Source organism: Phormidesmis priestleyi ULC007 (genome assembly GCF_003003695.1).
GTDB classification, from domain to species: domain Bacteria; phylum Cyanobacteriota; class Cyanobacteriia; order Leptolyngbyales; family Leptolyngbyaceae; genus Phormidesmis_A; species Phormidesmis_A priestleyi_A.
On record NZ_PVWG01000007.1, the window covers coordinates 80,033 to 101,538 of the forward strand.

Below are 21,506 nucleotides of genomic sequence, written 5' to 3' on the forward strand. Positions count from 1 at the left end.
TCGCAGGCAACGCTGATAACATTACAGCAGTCGTTATGACTCGCAAACTGACTCGAATCGATAGGGGGCAAATGTCGCAGGAAAATCAGCCACGCTTCCGAAAAACTCGATCGTTGGCATCGATCTTTGCCTTTCTTCTGGCTAGTTTTATTCCTTCGGCACTGAGTCTGATCGGGTTGTTTCTCTCACTATGGATTGTGATCCCAGCACCAACACTATTTTTGTTGCCGCTAGGAGTGGGTGCGCCAGAGATCAGTCCCTGGTTAGTTGGCGTGAATGCGATCGCGATTCTCCTGCTTTTAAGATTTCTCCGCAAGGGTTGGCTTTCTCGTCTATTGCTCGTTGGCAGTGTTGTGGCGTTGATATTAAGCCTATTGCCTTTACTGCAATTTCCGTCTACAAATCAGCGATTTAGTATAGCGATGCAGTCAACGTTAGGTGCAGATTACATAAATCAGATTCCGCAAACTAAACGAGCAATGATGCGTCCTGATCCTCTATTGTTTGATCTGTTTCGTGGAATTCCTGACAGCGATATTCGCTATACGTCAAAGATTCAGTTTGCGGCTCCTGATAATGTTCCACTAACGCTTAATCTCTATCAACCGTTGCAGAAAGGGAAATATCCGACGATCGTCATGATCTATGGTGGCGCATGGCAATATGGCACTCCTGATAGCAATGCAGCCTTTAGTCGCTATATGGCAGCGCGAGGCTATGTAGTGGTCGCGATTGATTATCGTCATGCGCCTCAATACAAATTTCCTGCCCAGTTGGATGATATCAACACTGCATTTACCCACATTTTGAATCATGTTGATGATTATGATATCGATCGTGATCGAATTGCTGTAATGGGACGATCGGCAGGTGCTCATTTAGCATTGCTGTCGGCGTTTCAATCAGATGCACCTCCCATTAAAGCGGTCGTTGACTATTATGGCCCCGTTGAGTTGACGATCGGCTACCGAGAACCGCCTAACCCTGACCCGATCAATTCTCGTGCGACTCTCAAAGCTTTTCTGGGTGGCACTCCTGACGAGTTGCCAGATTTATATCGACGAGCGTCTCCCTACCAGTGGGTGACTCGCCCGCTTCCCCCTACTCTGCTGATTTATGGCGGTCGTGATCACATTGTGCAAGCAAAATTTGGTAAAAGCTTATTCGATCGTCTACAGTCTGTCGGCAGTCGTGCCATTTTTCTAGAAATTCCCTGGGCAGATCATGCATTTGATGCGGTGTTTAATGGCGTGAGTAATCAGTTAGCGCTCTATTACACAGAACAATTTTTGGGATGGGTGTTGAGATGAATTACTCGGCGTAAAACCCTAAATGACTCGCGATCGGGCGCTCATTCATCGGAATCTTGTTCTGAATGGGGGAATTGAGAATTTTTGTGCCTGATGGTGTGGAAACTGCCAACGTCACCGATCCGCCTCCATCTAAATTGAGGGCCGAATCAACGCCCAACTGTCGGACAAAATCAGTGAGTTCTGCGATCGTCATGCCTTCGCTATAGAGACGCTGTTTGCCGTCTACTAAAATTAGCCATAATTTTTGACCCGTTGCGTCAATCGCAACCACCGATCGCGGATAAGGCTTATCTGATTTTGTCATTTGAGCAAGGGGTTTGCCTGCCTTAATCAGCACCTCGTTTCCTGACACTGCTTGCCTTGTCTCTACCGGACAGGTGCCTTCTACAATCTTTGCACGTTGGGATGAAAAACAAATCGCCGGATACTCAGATTCTGCGGCAGAATAGGTCTGCCCGTCAGAAGTGACTTGTCCAACATTGTTCACTCGATCGCCAGCGTGCGGAAAATAATCCCACGGGGTTTCTTCACGAAAGCGGTAGAAAAAGTTTGCATTAATCGCCAGCTTTAGACTAAATTCGTTGAGAAACTGAGACGTTGTGTGAGCGTTGACTTCGGTTTTGTCGAAGGTTGCCGCTCCGGGAGTCGCAAAGGCGCGAACGTTGGGTGCAGTCAAATCAATCTTGACAATGTGAATCACGATCGGACGGGGCAGAGATCGCACCTCTCGCCGATAGTCGATGCCTTGAAACAGCGATCGAGTCTCAGCAATGCGATCGGGACGCAAAAAATGCGGAATCCCATAAGCAACAATGGGTATTAGGAGTAATCCCATTCCCAATCCATTCCATAATCGATGCTTAAGCGATTGACGATTCTGATTCATCTTCTTAAACGTTCTTTGGCATTGCTGAATAGCGGGATGATTGTAGGGGCAATCCCCCCGTGGTTGCCCTCCGTCAGGGGTAGGCACGGGGGCGCTACCCCTACAGCCATTTCATCCCCTCATTTTGCAACGCCCGTTCTTTGAGCAACCAAAAACCACTTTAACCCTTCTATGATTTCCTTCAAAAATCAACATCTTCAGGCGCGATCGTTTCGACAACAAATTCTCAATGGGACTGACTTTAGCGGGGCTGATATTCGAGGCTGTAACTTTAACCAGGCTCAACTAGTAGGCGCAAATTTTGAGCGAGTCAAAGCCGGACTTTCGCCCCAAAAACTCATGCGTTTGAGTGGCATAATGATCGCGATCGCGCTTTTAGTCGGAGATGCATTGTCTCGTTTGATTTTCGGCGCTTTAGGGCAGATACCCAATAGTTCTGCCTGGTTGTTTGTGTTGGTCTTATATGGAGTTTTGGGTCTAGCGGGCGCGAGTGCTGGGATCAGTTCGTTAAAGAGCATTTCTCTAAAAACTAGCCGACTTGCAGGCGTTTTCTCGGCGGTTTTGTCGGGTGCATGGCTCGGATTTTTTTATGCTGGAAGTGCGTCGGGGAACAATCCGAGTATTGCGATCGCGGGAGCCATGTCCGCAGGTTTGGTAATGGGGGTGGCTAGTGTCTTTCTTCACCAGTCGTGGATTAAAATCGCGATCGCGACCATTCCGACAGTCACTACCTACGGAGCCGCTTTTCTACTGGGTGCGACGGCTAGCGTTAGTCTCAGTGCCCAGCATAGCATCGGATTTGCTTACGCGATCGCAACTTTCGTCTATGTTTGGCTGACTCTAAGTTCGCTCAAATCGATTATACGATCGCTCAACCTCGCCTCTACAACGTCCTTTAAAGGCGCAAATCTAACCAATGCTCGGTTTGATCAAGCCGCGCTGAATCATACCGATTTTTCCCAATCAATAGGATACTGTTAGAGACGAGACGGACTTTGACTTATGAACTTGATTCTGGTTGGGGCAGCGATCGTAATTTCCGTTCTGGTTTTCACCTGGCTGATCAAAGTCGTGAAGGCAACAGTTAGCACTGCCCTGGTGATTGCGGCGATCGTGCTGATAATGCAATTTGTCTTTGGCATCGGAGCCGATAAACTTCTTCAACAAGTCTGGGAGTTTGGGCAATATTTGTGGCAACTGGTGACCAAAAGATAGCCTGCGATCGCTTCAAAAACCATTGGCGCTTATGGCAGTCAGCACATGAAACCTCATACCATGACTGACTCGCAAATCGTTGATAGTGTTGAAGATCTAATACTGAATTTGAGCAAGAGGTTGAACCATGAAGCCGATTAACTGGCGTGAATACATCGTAAGCAGTTTAGATGTGCTTCGAGGTAAGCCGAGAATTAAGGGAACCAGAATTCCAGTGAGTTTGATTTTAGGCTATTTGGCTGCTGGCAATACCCATGACCAGATCCTGCAAGAGTTTCCAGATTTACAAAAAGAGCAGATTGCGGCTTGTCTCGATTATGCGCGTGATCTCGCAGATTTTGAGACGGTCGCATCGTGAGTCTGAAATTTTTCATCGATCAATGTGTTCCAGCTTCGATCGGGAAGTTTTTGCAGGACAGCGGTCATGAGGTGTTGATCTTAAAAGACTATATTCCGATTGAAGCTCCTGATCAGATTGTGATTGCCAAAGCACAGGAGTTGGGTGCGATTTTGGTTTCACTAAATGGAGATTTTGCTGACATTGTTGCCTATCCTCCTGCAAATTATCGTGGGATTATTTCAGTTCAACTTCGGAATCACCCTGAAATTATTCCTCTGCTGATGCAAAGGTTAGTGGATTATTTGTCAAACTATGGCGATGTCGGACATTATCAAGGCAAGCTGTTCATCGTCGAAGTGAATCGAATTCGGATGCGAAATTGACTTTGCGATCGCCCCTGTTTGGGAAAAATGGGAGGGGCGATCGCAAGGTTGTTCTACGCTTTCTGCGCCTCTAAAACTGCTTGAGCTTTGCGCTTCCGCAAGACTCCTAGACCCAAACTGACCAAACCAGGCAACAAGGCAGGGGTTGGCACAGGGGTTGCAGGAGATGAACCGGAAAAAGCGACATCCCCGTAGGTATAAGCGTAAGCAGGATAGGTGCCAGCGGAATTATCGTACGAGTAAAACTGAGCAAAGGAGGCAGAAAAGGGATTGCCAGAATAATCCTGACCTAAATAGTTGTAGGCATAGAAGGAGTTCTGACTCAGTGCCGAGGAGTCGTAAGCCTGGATGTTATCCTGCGTGTAACTATACTGACTGTAGTAATCAGGGTTATACTGAACGTCATACCGCTGAAGATTGCTGAAACTGGAAGGATTGCTGAGATCAAACGCATGACTAACTGTGCCAGAGTTTAGCACCAGACTGAGCAAAGGAACTGAATCAACTAGATAGCGAGTATAGTCGTAACTGTTAGAATAATCAGTGGTTGTGACGCTATCGCTGTCGTAGGTATAGTCAGCAGTGAAGGCATCTCCGACACTGAGACCGCCTGCCCCGTCATAGTCATACTGCCAGGTTCCAGTGACTTGCCCACCCACAATGGCGGCTTGGGCTGCGGTTGAGAAAACTGCGCTGATGGTGACAGTCGCGGCGATCGTTGAAACAGAAAGCGAAAACTGTTTGAGGCTAAACATGAACTGAAGAACTCCAAATAGGGTAGCGATGAATGGTAGAGACCCCTGTTTGGAAGTAAACAGTAAAGGTAACTCAGACAATACTTAGATTGGGCTGACAACTTATTTACCATCGACGCTTACAGATTAACACTGCGTAGCTAATATCACTCTGGTAAAAGGTCGGCAAAAAGTCAGTAAAAAGTCAGATCTTGCCATTGTCACACCCATTTGATTTGTGAATGGGGCAGATCTGCATGAGGGCACGGCAGTGCCATGCCCGTACAAAAAGGCGCGGGGTGTCGTAGGGGCGTGGCATTCTATACCCTCTCGCGATCGTTCCAGCCGTCGCGATCGTTTTTGAAATGGATATAAAATCGGTGTTGCAGAATGCTGGAATGAACGACCGTAGGGATAGCGCCCTCACCCAGTCATTCCTCTATTCAGCAATGCAAATAATTTATGGAACGATCGCTAGAGTTGTGCCAGAGTGCTGGATGTGTAAAACTCAAACAAGATTTTGGCGATGTGTCCCTTGAAACATAAGCTTGCTGATTCGTCTCAAAAAACCTCCCTAAGATGGATGCTGATAGTGCCCTTTTTACTACAAATTGCCGTAGCTCTAGGGGTAACTGGCTATCTCACGGTCAAAAATAATCAAAACACCATTGACAATGACTCTGCCACTCTGAGAGAAGCAGTCACCGCCCAGATTCGAGGCGGCATTGACACTTATCTAATGACTCCCCTACTAGTTCAGCAAATTAATTCAGACGCGATTCGATTAAAGACCAATTCTCAAAACCTCTCAGAGTTAGAACAATCATTTAAGCAGCAGCTTCAGCAGTTTCAGACGGTGAAACAAATTACGTTTGCCAAGGAAGGGCAATTGTTGAGCGTTAACCGTCGTCTCAGTACCTCGACCCCCATTGCTAAACCCTCAAGCTGGTATCAAATCGCTCTGCAAACTAGACAGCCTACCTGGACTCCGCTGCAAATCTCAGCCGATCCCCCCACTCTCAGCTTTGCCACTGTTGAGCCTGTCTATGACACGTCAGGAAAGCCAGCAGGTGTACTCTCAGTTGATTTTGAGCTTTTGCCCATCAGCCAACTCTTAAAAGGTCTCAAAATTGGTCGATCGGGTCAAGCCTTTATCATGGAACGATCGGGGCAACTGGTTGCCTCTTCGATGGCAGAACAGCCCTTTCTCCGCAACAATGGCAACCCTCAACGCTTGGATGCAGCGTTGAGCCGATCGCCCTTAATGCAAGCAACTGCTCAATACTTACACCAACGGTTTGACAACTTTAACAATATTTACAGCAGCTATCAGCTTAGTTTTGACTTTAATCAAGTGACTCAACGGGTGCAGGTGACTCCCTTTAGCGATCGACAAGGGCTGGACTGGCTGATCGTGGTGGTCGTTCCTGAGTCAGACTTTACTGGGCAAGCAAACGCTAATATTCAAACCGCAATTTTAGTTTGTCTGGCTGCTTTGACCCTGGCGACCGCGATCGGCATTTTTATGGCGAGGTCAATTACTGATGCGATTTTGCGTCTCAATGCTGCCGCTAAACGGTTTTCACAGGGGCAGTTGGCGCAGACTGTTGAGATCAAGCGCTCTGATGAGTTGGGCGAGTTAGCCACATCATTTAACGATATGGCGGCTCAACTACAAACCTCACGATCGCAGCTCGAAACTGCCAATCAAACCTTAGAACAACAGGTCAGCGATCGCACCACCGAACTTCAACAAGAAATCAGCGAACATCAGCGCACCGAGGATGCCTTACGTGACAATGAAGCTCAGACTCGCGCCGTAGTCACTGCTATTCCTGACTTGATGTATCGCGTCAACGCAGACGGCATTTATCTTGGCTATGTCAGAGCCAACGAGTTTACAGATTTGTTGCCCGAAGGCTATAACGCTGTCGGTGAACATCTTTCATCCTATCTGCCCGCAGAAGTTGCCCAGCGACACCTCTATCATCTTCACCAAGCCTTAACCACGGGCAGAACGCAGATGTATGAACAAACGCTGACGTTTGATGATCGAGTGCAATATGAAGAAGTGCGAGTAGTGAGAAGTGGTGACGCTGAAGTGCTGTTTATGATTCGCGATGTTAGCGATCGTAAGCAAGCTGAGTTAGCCCTCCACCAAAGTAACCATGAATTAGCCAATGCTCTGCAACAACTGCAAGCGACTCAGCAAGAGCTAATTCAGTCTGAAAAAATGGCGGCATTGGGGCAATTAATTGCTGGAGTCGCCCACGAGATTAATACGCCTTTAGGGGCAATTAGAGCGGCTAGTGGCAACACCGCAAAAGCCTTAGAAGAATCGCTCCAAGAACTTCCCAAACTGTTTCAACTTCTCTCAGACGAGCAGCAAATCAAGTTTTTTGCCCTTTTAGAACGCGGATTGAAAGCGCAAACGCACAGTACCAGTACCGCTCGTGAAAAAAGACAGTGGAAGCGATCGCTCACCGATTACTTAGAAAACCACCATATCGATCAGGCCCGCAGCGTCGCTGACACGCTAATAGACATGGGAATCTATGAACAAATCGATTCGTTTTTGCCTCTGCTTAACGATCGCCATGCCGATTGGACATTGCAACTCGCTTACAATCTAGTCCGGCTTAAAGGCAACAGTGAGAACATTTTGTTAGCCGTCGATCGGGCTGCAAAAGTAGTGTTTGCGCTCAAAAGTTATACCCATCAAGACTACAGAGGAGAAAAAAGTCTTGCCCAGATCAGTGACGGTCTAGAAACGGTACTGACGCTCTATCAAAATCAGCTCAAACAGGGCGTTGAGGTGATTCGTCACTATGAGACAGTGCCGCCGATTTTGGGCTATCCCGATGAGCTAAATCAGGTCTGGACAAATTTTATTCACAATGCGATTCAAGCGATGAATCACAAAGGTCAGTTAGAAATTGGCATCGAACACGATCGCACACACAATCAAATCGTCGTCAGCATTATCGACAGTGGTTGCGGCATTCCGGCTGAGATTTTGCCGCGCATTTTTGAGCCATTTTTCACCACCAAAGCCGCCGGGGAAGGCAGTGGTTTGGGGTTAGACATCAGCCACAAAATTATTGAAAAACACGCAGGCACGATCGCGGTTGAAAGCCAGCCAGGACGCACCGTATTCCGAATCATGTTGCCGATCGAACGCTAGAATCTTGAGTCATTGCACATCCTGGCAGCCCCCTAAATCCCCCAATTTTGGGGGATTTTGAACACTGAGATCTTGCAGCATTCTCAGTCTGTCCGCTCACCCGCCCTGAACGACAGGTTCTCATCGTCTAGATGCCACAGGTGAAAGATCTCAGCAGATCTAGTTCCCCAGAATTGGGAGTCAGGGGGCGTACTCACCCCTTAATTCTGCAACGCCTCGTTCATTCTGTATGCTAGGTTTTGTACCCATTGCCGATCGGCTATGCCTAACAAAGCGATTCTCTGTGTTGACGACGAAGATGTGATTCTAGAAACCCTCAAAGAGCAGTTAAAACGCCGCCTGGGTCAAGATTATCTCTATGAGGGAGCCAGCGATGCCAGTGAAGCGTGGGAAGTCTTAGAAGATCTCGTAGCAGAAAACGTCGAGGTGTTGATTATCGTCTCAGATTGGCTGATGCCAGGGATGAAAGGCGATGAATTTCTAACACAAGTCCATCAAAAATATCCCAAAATCGTCACCGTCATGTTGACTGGGCAAGCCGACCAAGCGGCGATCGCCCGTGCCCAAGAGTCTGCCAATTTATATCGATGCCTTTATAAACCCTGGAGTGAAGAAGAGTTAGCTAACACGATCCTTTCAGGTCTGGCGTGAGAAAATGGTCTCATTCCCACATTTGACCCCTCACTCATGACCAAGCTAGCAATCCTCTGTGTGGATGACGAAGCAGTCGTTTTAGAGAGCCTTAAAGAGCAACTCAAACGTCCCTTCGGGAAAGATTTTTATATCGAAATCGCCGAGAGCAGTGAAGACGCATTAGCCATCATTCAAGAGCTACAGGCCGATCAAATCGAGGTGGCATTGGTCATTTCTGATCAGATTATGCCGGGGATGAAGGGCGATGAATTCTTGATTAAAGTGCACGATCGCTTTCCTAAAACCCTCAAGATTCTGCTGACTGGGCAAGCCAGCGCCGAAGCCGTCGGCAATGCGGTCAATCACGCTCGTCTCTATCGCTATATCGCCAAACCGTGGGATCAGACCGATCTGAGTTTGACCGTCACCGAAGCCCTGCGGCGATATCAACAAGATCAGCAGCTTGCTCAACAAAATCAGCAGCTTCAGCGTGTTAATCAAGAACTCGCACAGCTCAACGCTTCATTAGAACAGAAGGTCAGCGATCGCACCGCCCAACTCGTTGCCGTCAATCAACAGCTTCATCACGCCAAAGAAATCGCCGAAGTCGCTAACCGGGCAAAAAGTGCGTTTCTGGCCAATATGAGTCACGAGTTGAGAACGCCTCTGAATGGCATTCTTGGCTATAGTCAAATTTTGATGCGAGACGAGGCTATCGCGCCCAAGCCCAAAGATGGCATTCGAGTCATTCACCAAAGCGGCACCCATTTGCTGACTTTAATTAACGATATTTTAGACCTCTCTAAAATCGAAGCTCAAAAGCTGGAATTGATGCCCCAAGAGTTTGCTTTTGATGCTTTTCTGACCGATATGGTGAATCTCTTTCAACCCAAAGCCGACCAAAAAGAAATTGTCTTTCACTTAGTCACTGAGGGGCAGATTCCTCAAATCGTTCAGGCCGATCAAAAGCGGCTGCGGCAAATCTTGTTTAACCTGTTGGGCAATGCCATTAAGTTTACTGATCAGGGTTGTGTGACCCTGACTGTGATCGGTAGCGTTCAATTCGATCAACGCCTGACCCCCTACACACTCACCTTTGAGATCAAAGACACGGGCATCGGCATCGCTAGTGAAGCGCTCGATCGCATCTTTTTGCCCTTTGAGCAAGTGGGTGATCACTCTCAGCAAGAAGGCACCGGGCTAGGACTCTCGATCACTCAAAAACTCGTTTCACTCATGGGCGGCACACTGCAAGTCGAGAGCCTTAACCAGGGGAGCCGATTTTGGTTCACCCTCACCCTGCCCGGAATGAGTGACGCGATCGCGCCCTCCTATGCTCTGCCCAGTCAAATTATCACAGGCTATCAGGGCACTCCCAAAACCATTTTGGTGATTGACGACCTGTCCGATAATCGGGCTGTGGTGGTTGGTATGCTCACCCCGATCGGGTTTAACCTGCTCGAAGCCAGCGACGGGCAAACTGGGCTAGAAATTGCCCTGGCTCAGTCTCCCGATCTGATTATTTCTGACCTTACGATGCCCAAGATGGGCGGCTTTGAGTTGATTCGCCAGCTTCAAAATGATCCGCGATCGCGCCCCATTCCGATCGTGGCCTCGACTGCTAGTGTGTCACAAGACGATCGGCTGCGATGCCAAACCGCAGGCTATCAAGACTTTCTCGCAAAACCGATTCAGTTAGACGAGTTGTTAGCGATATTGCAGCGCCATCTCAATTTGATTTGGATTGAGCAAGCCGCCCCGATCGCCGAAAGCTTAACCGACTCGATCGTGGTTCCACCGTCTGAAGAGTTGGTTTTGCTTTATCAAGCCGCTCAGATTGGTCACATCGAACAGATTACTCAAGAAGTTCTTCGTCTAAAAGCTCTATCACCCACCTATCATGGGTTTGCAGTCAAATTGCTAACGCTGGCAGAGCAGTTTGATGATGTGGGAATCACAAAATTCGTTGAGCCATATGTTAGAAAAGCTTAAGAGATTAAGACTTATGCAGATGAATCGGAATTCGCCCCCTAATTCTGGGCTACGGTGTAACACAAGTCTTTGTCGCTGCGTTTCAGTCGGCTTCAGCCCCCTAAATCCCCCATTCTGGGGGACTTTGAAACTGGATCCTTGGCTCAAAGTCCCCCAAGATGGGGGATTTAGGGGGCAAACGTCGCGGCGATGACAAGTCAGAGGACTTGTGTGTACACCGTAGCAATTCTGGGGGAGCAATTCTGGGGAGTCAGAAAATCAAAGTCGCCCAAAATGGGGGATTTAGGGGCGAGAGAATTTACAGCTTTGACAGACAGATTCATACGTCGATTCAGCACCGCCAAAACTTCTATGACAACCTCTAAAAAAGCTCGGATTCTGATTGTTGACGACCAGCCAACCAATCTTAAAGTTTTATCCGATCTCTTAATTAATTATGGGTTTGAAGTGCTGATTGCTAAAGATGGCAACAACGCGCTGCAAAAACTTCAACGAGTGGTTCCTGATCTGATTTTGCTCGATGTGCTGATGCCAGGGCTTGACGGGTTTGAAACCTGTCAGCAACTCAAAGCGTCAGAAGTCACGCGAGATATTCCGATTATTTTTATGACGGCTTTAACCGATCCGATCGACAAAATTAAAGGTCTGACGATCGGAGCCGTTGATTACATTACCAAACCGATTCAGCATGAAGAAGTGCTGGCTCGCATTAACGTACACTTGCGGCTAAGTCACTTAAGCAAACAACTCGAAGAACAAAATCATTTGCTGCAAGACGAGATCCGATCGCGCGAACTGGTGCAGTCAGCGCTGCGGATCTCAGAGACAAAATTCTCTAAAGCGTTTCGCTCCAGCCCTGGAGCGATGATGATCACCACGCTAGAAGACTGCCGCTTTCTAGAAATTAATCAAAGCTTTTGCCAACTCACGGGCTATCTCCCTGAAGAAGTGTTGGGCAAAACAGCCGCCGATCTTAACCTTTGGAAAAGCGCAGCAGAGCGCGATCGCTTTCATGATCAGCTCCGCCAATCATCGGGCATTCTCAAGCAGCAAGAATTTCAGGTTCAGGACAAAGCTGGAGCCATCAAATTTGTTTTGATCTCCGCAGAAATCATTGAGCTAGAGGGCAATCAATGTCTGTTGGCAATGACCCAAGACATCACCGAGACGAAGCGATCAACTACGTCTCTTTTAGAAAAGGAACAGTTTTTGCGCGGCATCTATGAAGGAGTTGAACAGTCAATTTGGGTTGTCAACATTCAAGCAAACGGTGACTTTGTTTTGGTGGGTGCAAATCCTGTATGCGAGAGGCTCACGGGCTTCTCATCGAGCTATGTCCAGGGCAAAACAGTCGAACAAATCTTTCCGCCAGAGGTTGCCGCCACAGTTCGAGAAAACTATCGCACCTGCATAGAGTTAGGAACCAGCTTCACCTATGAAGAGTGCTTGCCGTTTGAAGGACAATGGAAGTGGGGGCTGACCACGCTGACCCCGATCCGAGATCAGCGATCGCGCATTTATCGCATCATCGGTACTGCGGTTGACATTACTCAACGCAAGCAAACAGAAGCGGCCCTCCAAGCCAGTGAAGAACGCTTGCAACTCGTTCTCAACGCCAACAACGATGGCATTTGGGATGTGAATCTGATCACCAACCAACTCTTTTGTTCTCAACGTTGGTATGACATTCTCGGTTATGCAGAAGCTGAAATTGGCACAGACAACTACGACGTTTTTACGCTCGTTCACCCAGATGATCTGGATAGCTTTACGGCAGCAAACCAGGCTTATTTAGCGCAAGAAGTGCCCCACTATGTGACCGAATATCGGATTCTCTGCAATGATGGCACCTATAAATGGTGTGAGTCACGCGGCACTGCCCTTTGGGATGAGCAGGGCCAGCCTATGCGGATGATTGGCTCAATGCGAGATGTCACTGAGCGAAAGCAGCGCGCCGTCGAACTTCAGCAAGCCAAAGAAGCCGCAGAAGCCGCGAGTCTTGCCAAAAGTGCGTTTTTAGCCAACATGAATCACGAATTGCGAACGCCTCTGGCAATCATTCTCGGCTGTAGTGAATTGCTAAATTCTGACAAAACGCTAATCCACAAACAACGATCGCACTTATCAACAATCGATCGCAGTGTGCAACATCTTTTAAACTTGATCAACAATGTTTTAGAACTCTCAAAAATCGAAGCAGGGGCAGCTATTCTCAATCTGGTTGAGGTCAATCTGCCGAGCTTACTCGAAAACGTGGTCGAGATGTTTCGTCTCCCGGCTGCCTCAAAAGGGCTGCGATTTGTTTACGATCGTCCCCCTAATCTCCCTAGCGTGATCGAAGCTGACGAAAATAAACTTCGCCAAGTGTTAATGAATCTATTGGGCAATGCGATCAAGTTTACCGATCGCGGCAATATTACTTTGCGGGCATTCTCTCAAACAACCGACTCAGAGCAAATCACGCTCCATTTTGAAGTCGAAGACACCGGGCTAGGCATTGCCCCTCAAGAACTCAATAGCGTTTTTGATGCGTTTGTGCAAACCGAGACGGGGCGAAAGTCGAACAAAGGCACCGGGTTAGGGTTAGCGATCAGCCGTCAATTCGTCGAACTAATGGGCGGCAAAATTAGCGTCAGCAGCACGATCGAGCGGGGCACTCGATTCACGGTTGACCTACCTGTGACTGCGATCGCGGTTCCGACCTTGGTGCCTCAGCCTCAGCAAGTGATCGGGTTGCAGCCCAATCAAGAAACTTATCGAATTCTCGTGGTTGAAGATACTAAAGACGCGCGATCGCTGTTGGTGCAGTTACTCGGCGATCGAGGATTTGAGGTGCAAGCCGCCGAAGATGGTCAACGCGCGATCGATTGCTGGCAACAATGGCACCCGCATCTAATTTTGATGGATCTGCGAATGCCAGGAATTGATGGCTGTCAAGCAACTCAGCAGATTCGACATTTAGAACAACAGCAAAAAATTTCTAAGAGACGACGCAGATCTTCAACTCATTCACCTATCACTAAAATTATTGCCCTGACTGCCAGTGCCATTGATGAAGATCACGACACAATTTTGGCAACCGGATGCGATGACGTTTTATATAAGCCGTTTCGAGAAGACCAACTGTTTAGCGCGATCGAGCGTCACCTCAAAGTTCGCTATCTTTATGACGATTGCACTGACCAAACAGACGATCGATCCCACCGATCAAAGACGGCTTACGCATCAGCTCAAAATCTTGAAACCGCGTTTGACACGCTGCTAACGGTGATGCCAAGTGAATGGGTTGCTGATCTTTATGGGGCAGCTTCTCGCCTTAGCGTCGATCGCTGTCTCAAGCTAATTCAGCAACTCCCAGATGATTACCTTGATCTTTCACAGGCGCTATGTGATGCAATCAATAATTTTCGATTTGATGTGGTGATTAACCTCACGCAGCCCTTGCAAAATCTCGATGTCAAGTCTCGCTAGTGAGACGATCGGCTTGAGAAAATTTTGATTTAATGTCAGTTCGCTTCGTTCTTCAGCACTTCAGCCCGGATTTACAACCATAGCGAAAAGCTTCATCGAATTCACGTTGATTTAGCTCAACCGCGCTCTTGGGGAAGCTTAACTAGTGTTTCATATTGATAAAATTGACGCTACTAAAACTAGTGACCAGATTCACGAATTAAGGGAGTTCCTGATAAACTATCTAAGACTTAGCTGCAAATACGAGTAATTAGCTCCTGTATATCGATCGCAGTCTCATCGTTAGTGCTCTGCCAATCCATTTAAGACTCTTTCCACAAATTAAAACTTTTTTTACAAAAGGCAGTGTTCAGAATGATTGCTGACGACTCAAATTTACAAGTGTCCCACCCTCAGCGAGAAAACAGCGTCTCGCTTTCACCGATCACAGCTTACTATGTTCACAAATTGCTGGCGCACAACTTCGATCGTCTAACTCCGATCACGTCGGGTCAAGCAGACATTGATGCCAGTCTTTTGAGCGATTTGAGTCTAGGCATTGTTCACTTAGATTCTGTCGATCAGGCAACCAGTTCTGCGGTTTTGCAGCTAGAGCGACGAGTCATGCAGCATCAAGCCCTCAGCAGTCAAGGCGCTAAACACCTGCCAGATCTGCGAGATGCCGAGCAAGAAATCTTTCGCCTGTTAGGGTTCAATCTCGCTCAATCAGACCCACACGCCACCATTTTGATTATCGATGACACGCCAGACGTGCTGCGGTTTCTCTCTGAGGCGCTAACTCAGCAAGGCTATGAAGTCTGTAGCGCGCTTGACGGTGGCTTGGCGCTCAATCAAATTCATGTGATCGCGCCTGACCTGATTTTGCTCGACGTGATGATGCCTGGAGTAGACGGCTATGAGGTTTGTGAACGACTCAAAGCAAACCCATTGACTAAAGGAATTCCGGTTATTTTTATTAGCGCGATCGCAGACAGTCTCGACAAGGTGAAAGGCTTTGATCTCGGCGGCGTTGATTATGTCACCAAGCCCTTTCAAACTGAAGAAGTGCTAGCCCGAATTGAACACCAACTCAACCTGCGAAGCTTGCAAAAGCGATTAGAAGAACAAAATATTCGTCTCCAGCAAGAGCTTCAGACGCAACAAACTGTTGAAGAAAGCTATCGCAGCATTTTTGAAAACGCCTCGATCGCCCTGTTTCAATCGACTCCGAGCGGACGATTTGTGCGGGTCAACCACGCGCTGGCGCAACTCCTTGGCTATGATTCTCCTCAAGCCGTGCTGCAAGAAATTAACCAAATCTCTGAGCAACTCTATGTCAACCCAAAACGGCGATCGCAGTTGATCACCTATCTTCAACAGTTCGGGGTAGTTAACGATTTTGAATCTCAGATTTATCGCAAAGATGGCACAACGATTTGGGTTTGCGAAGACATTCGAGTGGTGAAAGATGGTCAAGGCAACCCTTTGCTCTATGAAGGCACCCTCAAAAACGTGAGCGATCGTAAACACGCTGAAAGTCTTGCCTGTCAGCAGCAGACAAAGACTGAGGGCTTTTTAATTCAGCTTTTATTCCACATCCTTTCAGGCGAAAATATGTAGATATAGCCATCCTATTTCAATTGTCAACGTGGGACAGGCTTCCAGCGTGTACGGGCAAGGTGCCCATCCCACAATTCACTTAAGATTGCTATAGGAAGGTGAAGCGATCGGCACATCCGCCCCCTGCAATCAACCAAAGTTCGATGTTTAATTACGAATATCAAGTGGGTGGGAGCCTCAAAAACGATGCCCCCAGTTATGTGATCAGGCAAGCTGACCTAGATCTCTACACGGCGCTAAAGTCGGGGCAGCTCTGCTATGTGTTTAATTCTCGACAGATGGGCAAGTCGAGTCTGCGCGTGAGAACAATGCATCGCCTCAAAGCCTCTGGGGTGCAGTGTGGGGTGGTCGATATGACCTTAATTGGCACCCAGCAAGCCACCCCAGAACAATGGTATGCCTCATTGACGGCATCCTTAGCAAGCAGTTTTCGGCTCGATATTGAGGTGGGAACTTGGTGGCGCAGCTACTCGCATCTGTCGCTCACCGCACGTCTGGGAGAATTTTTAGAAACGGTAATGTTGGCTCAAATCGAGAGTCCGATCGTCATCTTCATCGACGAAATTGACTGCGTACTCAATCTTCCGTTTGCCGTGGATGATTTCTTTGCGCTGATTCGCTATTGCCACGATCGTCGGGCCGAAAATGCTGCTTACTGTCGGTTAAATTGGGCAGTTTTTGGCGTTGCCACCCCGGCTGATCTGATTCGCGATCGCAGCCGCACTCCGTTTAATATTGGGCAAGCGATCGAGCTTCAGGGCTTTCAAGACTACGAGGTTTCTCCGTTGTCAGAAGGCTTAATGGGAAAGGTGAACAACCCTACGGCGGTGCTACGGGCGATTTTGACCTGGACAGGCGGACAACCGTTTCTAACGCAAAAAATCTGTCAGTGCGTGGTGCAATCTAGCCAGTCAACCGTGAAAGGAACCCTCACGCTGCCGTCGGGCACCGAAGCATTTTGGGTTGAGCAACTGGTGCGATCGCAAATCATTGAAGATTGGGAGGCCCAAGACAATCCAGAACATTTGAGAACCATCCGCGATCGACTCTTGCAACAGCCTCAAGCAGGTCGCCTTTTAGGACTCTATCAAAAGATTTTGCAAGATTCTCGGCAAGGCAGCAGTGCTGAACTTCAACCCTCCTGCACTAACGGCACCTCAGAAGAAATTGAGTTACTGCTATCAGGATTAGTAGATCGATCGCAAGGGTCATTGCAGGTAAAAAATCCGATTTATGCTGCTGTGTTTGATCAGTTTTGGGTCGAAAAACAATTGAGCCATCTTCGCCCCTACTCACAGGCTCTCGATGCCTGGGTTGCCTCTAATGCTCAAGATCAGTCTTGGCTGTTGCGAGGTCGAGCGTTACATGACGTCCTGGTGTGGTCGCAGGACAAGCGTCTCAGCGAGGCAGATGGTCAGTTTCTCAATGCCAGCCAAGAACTCGATCGTCGAGAGGCACAGCAAACCACAGCCGCCGAGCATGCCCGACTGACTGAAGCCCGTTTGCAGCAACAGATAGACACGCTGAGCAAAGACCTCAATCAGGTAAAGAGACAACGGCTGCTGTGGGCTTTGTTCAGCTTTGCTCTAGGGGTTTTGACCTGGGTAGGGGTGCAACGCTAGTGGGCTGCTGGTTGACGAGTTGCTCAATCAGGCGAGGAGGAGTCGCTAAGCGCCGCAATAGTGCATCGTCAACACCGCTTTAAATGCCCAATGATTTGCAGGGACATCGCTAAAAGGGTTAGGTAACGTCTCGGCACGATTTTGCACACAGGCCTCTAAAATCTGTCGAGTCGTGAGCTGAGCTGGTGCCGTTTGAGATGGACTCGCGTTCGCAGAGGTTGCCAATCCAACGCTCGTGAGAAGCGCGATCGCCAGCAAAGATTTAACGTTCATCAGACAATTAACTCGTTGAAGATAGGCTCTTTTATAGTTATACCGAACTGTTGAAGTTAAGCGACGACTCCTGCTAAACGGAAAAAAACAAATCTAAAAGACGCATTTTTAATAGGAATGTGAAGCTGATGGCTCGTTTAAGGAATGACAGTTGGACAAGCTGAAGTTATGAGAAAAGCCACATCTAGCAAACGGGTCAATCGTTTCTCTAAATACGGGTACGATATAATACTACAAAATGTCTGTTTTACAGAGCGAGCACGAAAGCACGCTTGATCGGTTTTCAGCTTTCAATCAACCTCTCTTGAAGCAATGATGAAACGAACTTGGCTTATTGCACTGACGCTCACGTTAATCACAGTCGCGTTACTGGTGCCCCGCAGCGATCGCTTTTTAAAAAAGCCGAGCACTCTTTCATGGTGTCCTGAAAGCGCGATCGCCTCGTCTGATCATTCGACTGATCATTCGACTGAAAAAATTCACGCCTCTAAAATCATCGTCGAACCCTGGGAAGGTCGTCATAACGTCTATGGCATCTTTGTCTTACCGTCTGGCTATCAAGCAAATCACTTTTTCGCAGTCAGCGTTGACGAGTCAAATCTCTACTGCGGGGGGGTCAAAATGCTCGACCAGCCAGCCTACGGGGTCAGCATCCAACCTGGTGAGCGAATTGCGATCGGACATCTTAGAACTCGAACGGCGCTCTGGCTACTAACTAAGGGTAAGCAAGAAGAGCTAGAACAGCCTTCTAATTGGGTGTTACGGGCAGAAAAACAAGGCTAATACCCATTGCGAAAATAATGACGACATCGAACGATCGCGAAAGGGCACGAAAGTGCCCATTAACATTGCAAGCAACGACATTATCGAACCCACGATCCTTAGCTGACTTTTATTTTGTCCACAATCAGCAAACCGTGGGTTTCTACAGTTGATGCGCCATAAACAGCTAACGCAACGCTGACTAAACGAGTTAACAGGTGACAGTTAGAAATTTGACCCAACAAAATAATGACTCTGCCTCGTTGAAATACGCTCAGTTGAGCAATCTCGATCGCTTCAAACTGCTCTCGAAACGTCAATATCACCCGATTAGCTAATCCGTTGTGGTCATACTCTCCATTTAAGCCCACTCGCTCAGGCGGGATCATTCTAAACAGAGGGATGGCTGCATGGGAAATGCACTCTGTTTCTGGCTGCGATCGAGTCAAATTTGATGGCTGCACCCAAGAATTCATAGATTTCTAGCTATCTTGCAACAATGGTTTGTTTGATGAGTGTTCGTACACCATTAAAGATTCTGAAAAGACTTTTCACAATCCATCGCAAGCAGGATAGAGGTTGAAAGGGGTATCCATTAACACATCTTGCCTACACGTTGATGGCTGCGCGGCAGATCTGCCGCGTAAATCAAATTCGTCATCACAACTTCACCTAATCATTCTTAGCAGAAAGATTTCAGCTAAAGCCATCACCTTTTCGAGTGAATAGCGATCTATTTACTGCACAATTTGTTTCATATAACTGCCCCAAAGTTGAGCGGCTTGCCCACTGTTGCCGCCCGTGGGGGTATTGTTATCATTGCCAAGCCAAACACCCGTGACGAGCGATCGACTCGGCACATAGCCAATAAACCACAAATCAACGTTATCGTTCGTCGTGCCTGTTTTCCCGGCTTCTCCTAACCCCAGTGCCGCGCTTCTCCCGGTGCCACTTTGCACGACACCTTGCAAAAGCGTCGTCATCGTATCGGCGACGGCTGGCTCAAGAACGGTTTCGTTTGCGCCGCCATCTTGCTGAGAGTCGTAAATGACCCGGCAGGTTTTGAGGTCTTTACGATTAGGGCAATCGCTGCTGTCTAAAATGCGGCTGATGGTGTGGGGTCGTGTGCGAATGCCTCGATTTGCCAGTACCGCGAAGGCTCCCGTCATTTCTAGAGGCGTGACTTCACTTTGACCGAGTACCAGCCCCGGCACCGGGTTTAGCTTTGACTGGATACCCATTTTTTTGGCAGTTTCAACGACTTTACCTAAGCCAACTTCTTGAGCAACTCTCAGTGCAATCACATTTTCTGATTGTGCCACTCCGGTATACATATCCAAACTGCCGCCCCCACTGTGACAGCCCTCAAAATATTGACCACTCCAGTCTAGAGACGAACAAGAGAAGGCGGTGCTGGGTGAAATGCCTTGGGCGATCGCGGCCGTGTAGGCAAAGACTTTGAAGGTCGAACCCGGTTGGCGATGGGCCTGCGTGACGCGATTAAATTCGCTTTCTTGATAGTCATAGCCACCGACCATTGCGCGAACTTCGCCTGTTTTTGCGTCGATCGTCACCAGCGATCCCTGAGAATATCCGGCACTGGCTCCATTGTTGGCGATCGCGCTTCGCAGACTGGTTTCGGCTTTGGTTTGCATCTGGGTGTCGAGTCCCGTTTGCACAATGAAGTTGCCTTCTTGAGCAAGTTGGCTACCCAGCAGATCTTCTAGCTCGTTAAAAACGTGACTGTAGTAATAAGGGGCGATCGTGCTTTGCAATTCTTGCCGCGCTTTGGGACTGATTTCGATCCGCGATCGCCGAGCGCGTTGGGCATCTTCTTGAGACACCGCGCCTTGCTCTGCCATGCGGCTAATGACGCGATCGCGATATTCGATCGCAGCTTTATAGTTTCGCACTGGATTAAAACTGTTAGGAGCGGGCAAAATTCCCACTAAGGTTGCCGATTCTGCGAGGCTCAATTGTTTAGCTGATTTGCCAAAATAGAACTGTGCCGCGTCTTCAAAGCCATAAATGCCGCTGCCCAGATAGACCCGATTCAAATAAGTTCGGAGCAAAAATTCTTTGCTGTAGACTGTTTCAAGTTTGAGAGCAACGATCGCTTCTCGAATCTTGCGACCCGCCGAATCTTGACGACCGACATATTCACTCAGCAGATTTCGAGCGAGTTGCTGGGTGACGGTGCTGCCTCCTTCGCGGATCTCGCCTCCCCGAATGTTGGCGATCAAGGCGCGAAGCGTGCCGATCGGGTCTACGCCCAGATGCCAATAATAGCGAGAGTCTTCAGATGCGATGACGGCTCTCGGCAAATAGGGCGAAAATTCTCCAAGTTGAGACAGTTCGGCGTGGGTCTGGGTGCGTGGAGTGCGAAGCGTTTGCCCTTCTCTAGAAAAAACCACAACCGGGCCCTGCACCGACACTGGCAGCGGATAGACGCTGAATCGTTGCCACTCAAACCCGATCGCCAGCACCACTAGAGCCGTCACCCCACTCACCCCAAATAAACCATTCCGAATCGCCTGCACATACCAGGGACGCGGATCGACATACTGCAACCGCACTGCCGCCGCCAACTCTGGTGGCCCTAGCGACAAAACATCTCCGTCATAGAGCATGGTTGACTTGAGTCGGCGCTTGCCCCGATAAACGCCGTTGGTCGAGTTTTCGTCTCGTAGCTCAAACCGAGTCCGCCCTAATAGCCCTGCGATTTTGTGCCGCCGCTGCCGATGCAGTGACAGATGCACCTGACTTACCACCGGGTTTCGCACCACAATGTCACACGATTTGGAACTGCGCCCTAACAGATAGCGATCGCCCAGCAGCGGAAACTTGTCTGCTTTGGGGGCATCTGCTTCTTGCACCAAAAGCTCTGGCACTTGGGCATTGGGCTTGAGCCGCAGCTTTGAGAAGTTAATCTTGGTGAGGGTTTGCACCGCTTGAGTCAAGTTACCCAAGAGGGTTTGCGGTTTGCGGGGCGGAAGAGGCGGCTGGGTCATGCGGGGTGACGGCACAGGTTGCAAAAAAATTAGAGAATCTCAAGCATCATTCTATTCAAGATTGGGAGCAAGCGCGATCGTCCTGAAG

17 protein-coding genes are annotated in these 21,506 nt (G+C 48.5%); 12 read left to right on the top strand and 5 right to left on the bottom strand.

Features of this window, described 5'->3' with window-relative positions:
* The first annotated feature begins 35 nt into the window (after nucleotides 1–35).
* Nucleotides 36–1,310, top strand: a complete 1,275-nt coding sequence (locus C7B65_RS08720; protein ID WP_223257345.1) for an alpha/beta hydrolase — start codon at nucleotides 36–38, stop codon at nucleotides 1,308–1,310.
* A 1-nt stretch (nucleotide 1,311) separates the two neighbouring features.
* Here C7B65_RS08720 and C7B65_RS08725 read toward each other — a convergent pair whose 3' ends face one another.
* A complete protein-coding gene (locus tag C7B65_RS08725) occupies nucleotides 1,312–2,199 on the bottom strand; it encodes a phosphodiester glycosidase family protein (protein ID WP_073070815.1) in 888 nt (295 codons plus the stop codon).
* 171 nt (nucleotides 2,200–2,370) lie between these two features.
* On the opposite strand from C7B65_RS08725, the gene C7B65_RS08730 reads away from it, so the two are divergent.
* The 4 genes from C7B65_RS08730 to C7B65_RS08745 all read left to right on the top strand — a co-directional run bounded on the left by C7B65_RS08730 (nucleotide 2,371) and on the right by C7B65_RS08745 (nucleotide 4,137).
* Nucleotides 2,371–3,180: a pentapeptide repeat-containing protein gene (locus C7B65_RS08730; RefSeq protein WP_073070814.1), complete on the top strand. Its 810-nt coding sequence runs from the start codon at nucleotides 2,371–2,373 to the stop codon at nucleotides 3,178–3,180.
* 21 nt (nucleotides 3,181–3,201) lie between these two features.
* Nucleotides 3,202–3,414: a hypothetical protein gene (locus C7B65_RS08735; RefSeq protein WP_073070812.1), complete on the top strand. Its 213-nt coding sequence runs from the start codon at nucleotides 3,202–3,204 to the stop codon at nucleotides 3,412–3,414.
* Nucleotides 3,415–3,541: 127 nt separating this feature from the next.
* Complete coding sequence (locus C7B65_RS08740) at nucleotides 3,542–3,772, top strand: DUF433 domain-containing protein (protein ID WP_073070810.1); 231 nt, start codon at nucleotides 3,542–3,544, stop codon at nucleotides 3,770–3,772.
* A complete protein-coding gene (locus C7B65_RS08745) occupies nucleotides 3,769–4,137 on the top strand; it encodes a DUF5615 family PIN-like protein (protein WP_073070808.1) in 369 nt (122 codons plus the stop codon). Before C7B65_RS08740 ends, C7B65_RS08745 begins: the two co-directional genes overlap by 4 nt.
* 53 nt (nucleotides 4,138–4,190) lie before the next feature.
* Here the strand turns inward: C7B65_RS08745 and C7B65_RS08750 are convergent, their stop codons facing one another.
* Nucleotides 4,191–4,892, bottom strand: a complete 702-nt coding sequence (locus C7B65_RS08750; RefSeq protein WP_073070806.1) for a PTPA-CTERM sorting domain-containing protein — start codon at nucleotides 4,890–4,892, stop codon at nucleotides 4,191–4,193.
* Between the two features lie 571 nt (nucleotides 4,893–5,463).
* Between C7B65_RS08750 and C7B65_RS08755 the strand changes: the two genes are divergently transcribed.
* The 6 genes from C7B65_RS08755 (at nucleotide 5,464) to C7B65_RS08780 (ending at nucleotide 17,372) form a co-directional block, all read left to right on the top strand.
* Nucleotides 5,464–8,055, top strand: a complete 2,592-nt coding sequence (locus C7B65_RS08755) for a HAMP domain-containing sensor histidine kinase (protein WP_181314371.1) — start codon at nucleotides 5,464–5,466, stop codon at nucleotides 8,053–8,055.
* Nucleotides 8,056–8,316: 261 nt separating this feature from the next.
* Nucleotides 8,317–8,706, top strand: a complete 390-nt coding sequence (locus tag C7B65_RS08760) for a response regulator (RefSeq protein WP_073070802.1) — start codon at nucleotides 8,317–8,319, stop codon at nucleotides 8,704–8,706.
* A gap of 36 nt (nucleotides 8,707–8,742) precedes the next feature.
* Nucleotides 8,743–10,680 (top strand): response regulator, encoded by a 1,938-nt coding sequence (locus C7B65_RS08765; RefSeq protein ID WP_073070800.1) that lies wholly within the window; start codon nucleotides 8,743–8,745, stop codon nucleotides 10,678–10,680.
* Between the two features lie 351 nt (nucleotides 10,681–11,031).
* Entirely contained in the window at nucleotides 11,032–14,151 is a 3,120-nt protein-coding gene (locus C7B65_RS08770; RefSeq protein ID WP_073070797.1) for a response regulator, read from the top strand.
* A gap of 354 nt (nucleotides 14,152–14,505) precedes the next feature.
* Nucleotides 14,506–15,750: a response regulator gene (locus tag C7B65_RS08775; protein WP_073070795.1), complete on the top strand. Its 1,245-nt coding sequence runs from the start codon at nucleotides 14,506–14,508 to the stop codon at nucleotides 15,748–15,750.
* 143 nt (nucleotides 15,751–15,893) lie between these two features.
* Nucleotides 15,894–17,372: an AAA-like domain-containing protein gene (locus C7B65_RS08780; protein ID WP_106253978.1), complete on the top strand. Its 1,479-nt coding sequence runs from the start codon at nucleotides 15,894–15,896 to the stop codon at nucleotides 17,370–17,372.
* A gap of 45 nt (nucleotides 17,373–17,417) precedes the next feature.
* Here the strand turns inward: C7B65_RS08780 and C7B65_RS08785 are convergent, their stop codons facing one another.
* Nucleotides 17,418–17,645: a hypothetical protein gene (locus C7B65_RS08785; RefSeq protein WP_219898448.1), complete on the bottom strand. Its 228-nt coding sequence runs from the start codon at nucleotides 17,643–17,645 to the stop codon at nucleotides 17,418–17,420.
* 312 nt (nucleotides 17,646–17,957) lie between these two features.
* Here C7B65_RS08785 and C7B65_RS08790 point away from each other — a divergent pair, with 312 nt between their 5' ends.
* Nucleotides 17,958–18,428: a hypothetical protein gene (locus C7B65_RS08790; protein WP_143162038.1), complete on the top strand. Its 471-nt coding sequence runs from the start codon at nucleotides 17,958–17,960 to the stop codon at nucleotides 18,426–18,428.
* A 98-nt stretch (nucleotides 18,429–18,526) separates the two neighbouring features.
* Here C7B65_RS08790 and C7B65_RS08795 read toward each other — a convergent pair whose 3' ends face one another.
* Nucleotides 18,527–18,883, bottom strand: coding sequence for a hypothetical protein (locus C7B65_RS08795; protein WP_073070790.1), 357 nt, complete (start codon nucleotides 18,881–18,883; stop codon nucleotides 18,527–18,529).
* A 261-nt stretch (nucleotides 18,884–19,144) separates the two neighbouring features.
* Nucleotides 19,145–21,418, bottom strand: coding sequence for a PBP1A family penicillin-binding protein (locus C7B65_RS08800; protein WP_073070788.1), 2,274 nt, complete (start codon nucleotides 21,416–21,418; stop codon nucleotides 19,145–19,147).
* Nucleotides 21,419–21,506: the final 88 nt, after the last annotated feature.

What these genes read in the sequence shown, in the direction of transcription:
- C7B65_RS08775 (WP_073070795.1), top strand. Translation starts at nt 14,506, where the DNA reads ATGATTGCTGACGACTCAAATTTACAAGTGTCCCACCCTCAGCGAGAA.
- C7B65_RS08735 (WP_073070812.1), top strand. Translation starts at nt 3,202, where the DNA reads ATGAACTTGATTCTGGTTGGGGCAGCGATCGTAATTTCCGTTCTGGTT.
- C7B65_RS08785 (WP_219898448.1), bottom strand. Translation starts at nt 17,645, where the DNA reads ATGAACGTTAAATCTTTGCTGGCGATCGCGCTTCTCACGAGCGTTGGA.
- C7B65_RS08780 (WP_106253978.1), top strand. Translation starts at nt 15,894, where the DNA reads ATGTTTAATTACGAATATCAAGTGGGTGGGAGCCTCAAAAACGATGCC.
- C7B65_RS08750 (WP_073070806.1), bottom strand. Translation starts at nt 4,892, where the DNA reads ATGTTTAGCCTCAAACAGTTTTCGCTTTCTGTTTCAACGATCGCCGCG.
- C7B65_RS08730 (WP_073070814.1), top strand. Translation starts at nt 2,371, where the DNA reads ATGATTTCCTTCAAAAATCAACATCTTCAGGCGCGATCGTTTCGACAA.
- C7B65_RS08760 (WP_073070802.1), top strand. Translation starts at nt 8,317, where the DNA reads ATGCCTAACAAAGCGATTCTCTGTGTTGACGACGAAGATGTGATTCTA.
- C7B65_RS08765 (WP_073070800.1), top strand. Translation starts at nt 8,743, where the DNA reads ATGACCAAGCTAGCAATCCTCTGTGTGGATGACGAAGCAGTCGTTTTA.
- C7B65_RS08725 (WP_073070815.1), bottom strand. Translation starts at nt 2,199, where the DNA reads ATGAATCAGAATCGTCAATCGCTTAAGCATCGATTATGGAATGGATTG.
- C7B65_RS08795 (WP_073070790.1), bottom strand. Translation starts at nt 18,883, where the DNA reads ATGAATTCTTGGGTGCAGCCATCAAATTTGACTCGATCGCAGCCAGAA.
- C7B65_RS08770 (WP_073070797.1), top strand. Translation starts at nt 11,032, where the DNA reads ATGACAACCTCTAAAAAAGCTCGGATTCTGATTGTTGACGACCAGCCA.
- C7B65_RS08800 (WP_073070788.1), bottom strand. Translation starts at nt 21,418, where the DNA reads ATGACCCAGCCGCCTCTTCCGCCCCGCAAACCGCAAACCCTCTTGGGT.
- C7B65_RS08740 (WP_073070810.1), top strand. Translation starts at nt 3,542, where the DNA reads ATGAAGCCGATTAACTGGCGTGAATACATCGTAAGCAGTTTAGATGTG.
- C7B65_RS08720 (WP_223257345.1), top strand. Translation starts at nt 36, where the DNA reads ATGACTCGCAAACTGACTCGAATCGATAGGGGGCAAATGTCGCAGGAA.
- C7B65_RS08790 (WP_143162038.1), top strand. Translation starts at nt 17,958, where the DNA reads ATGATGAAACGAACTTGGCTTATTGCACTGACGCTCACGTTAATCACA.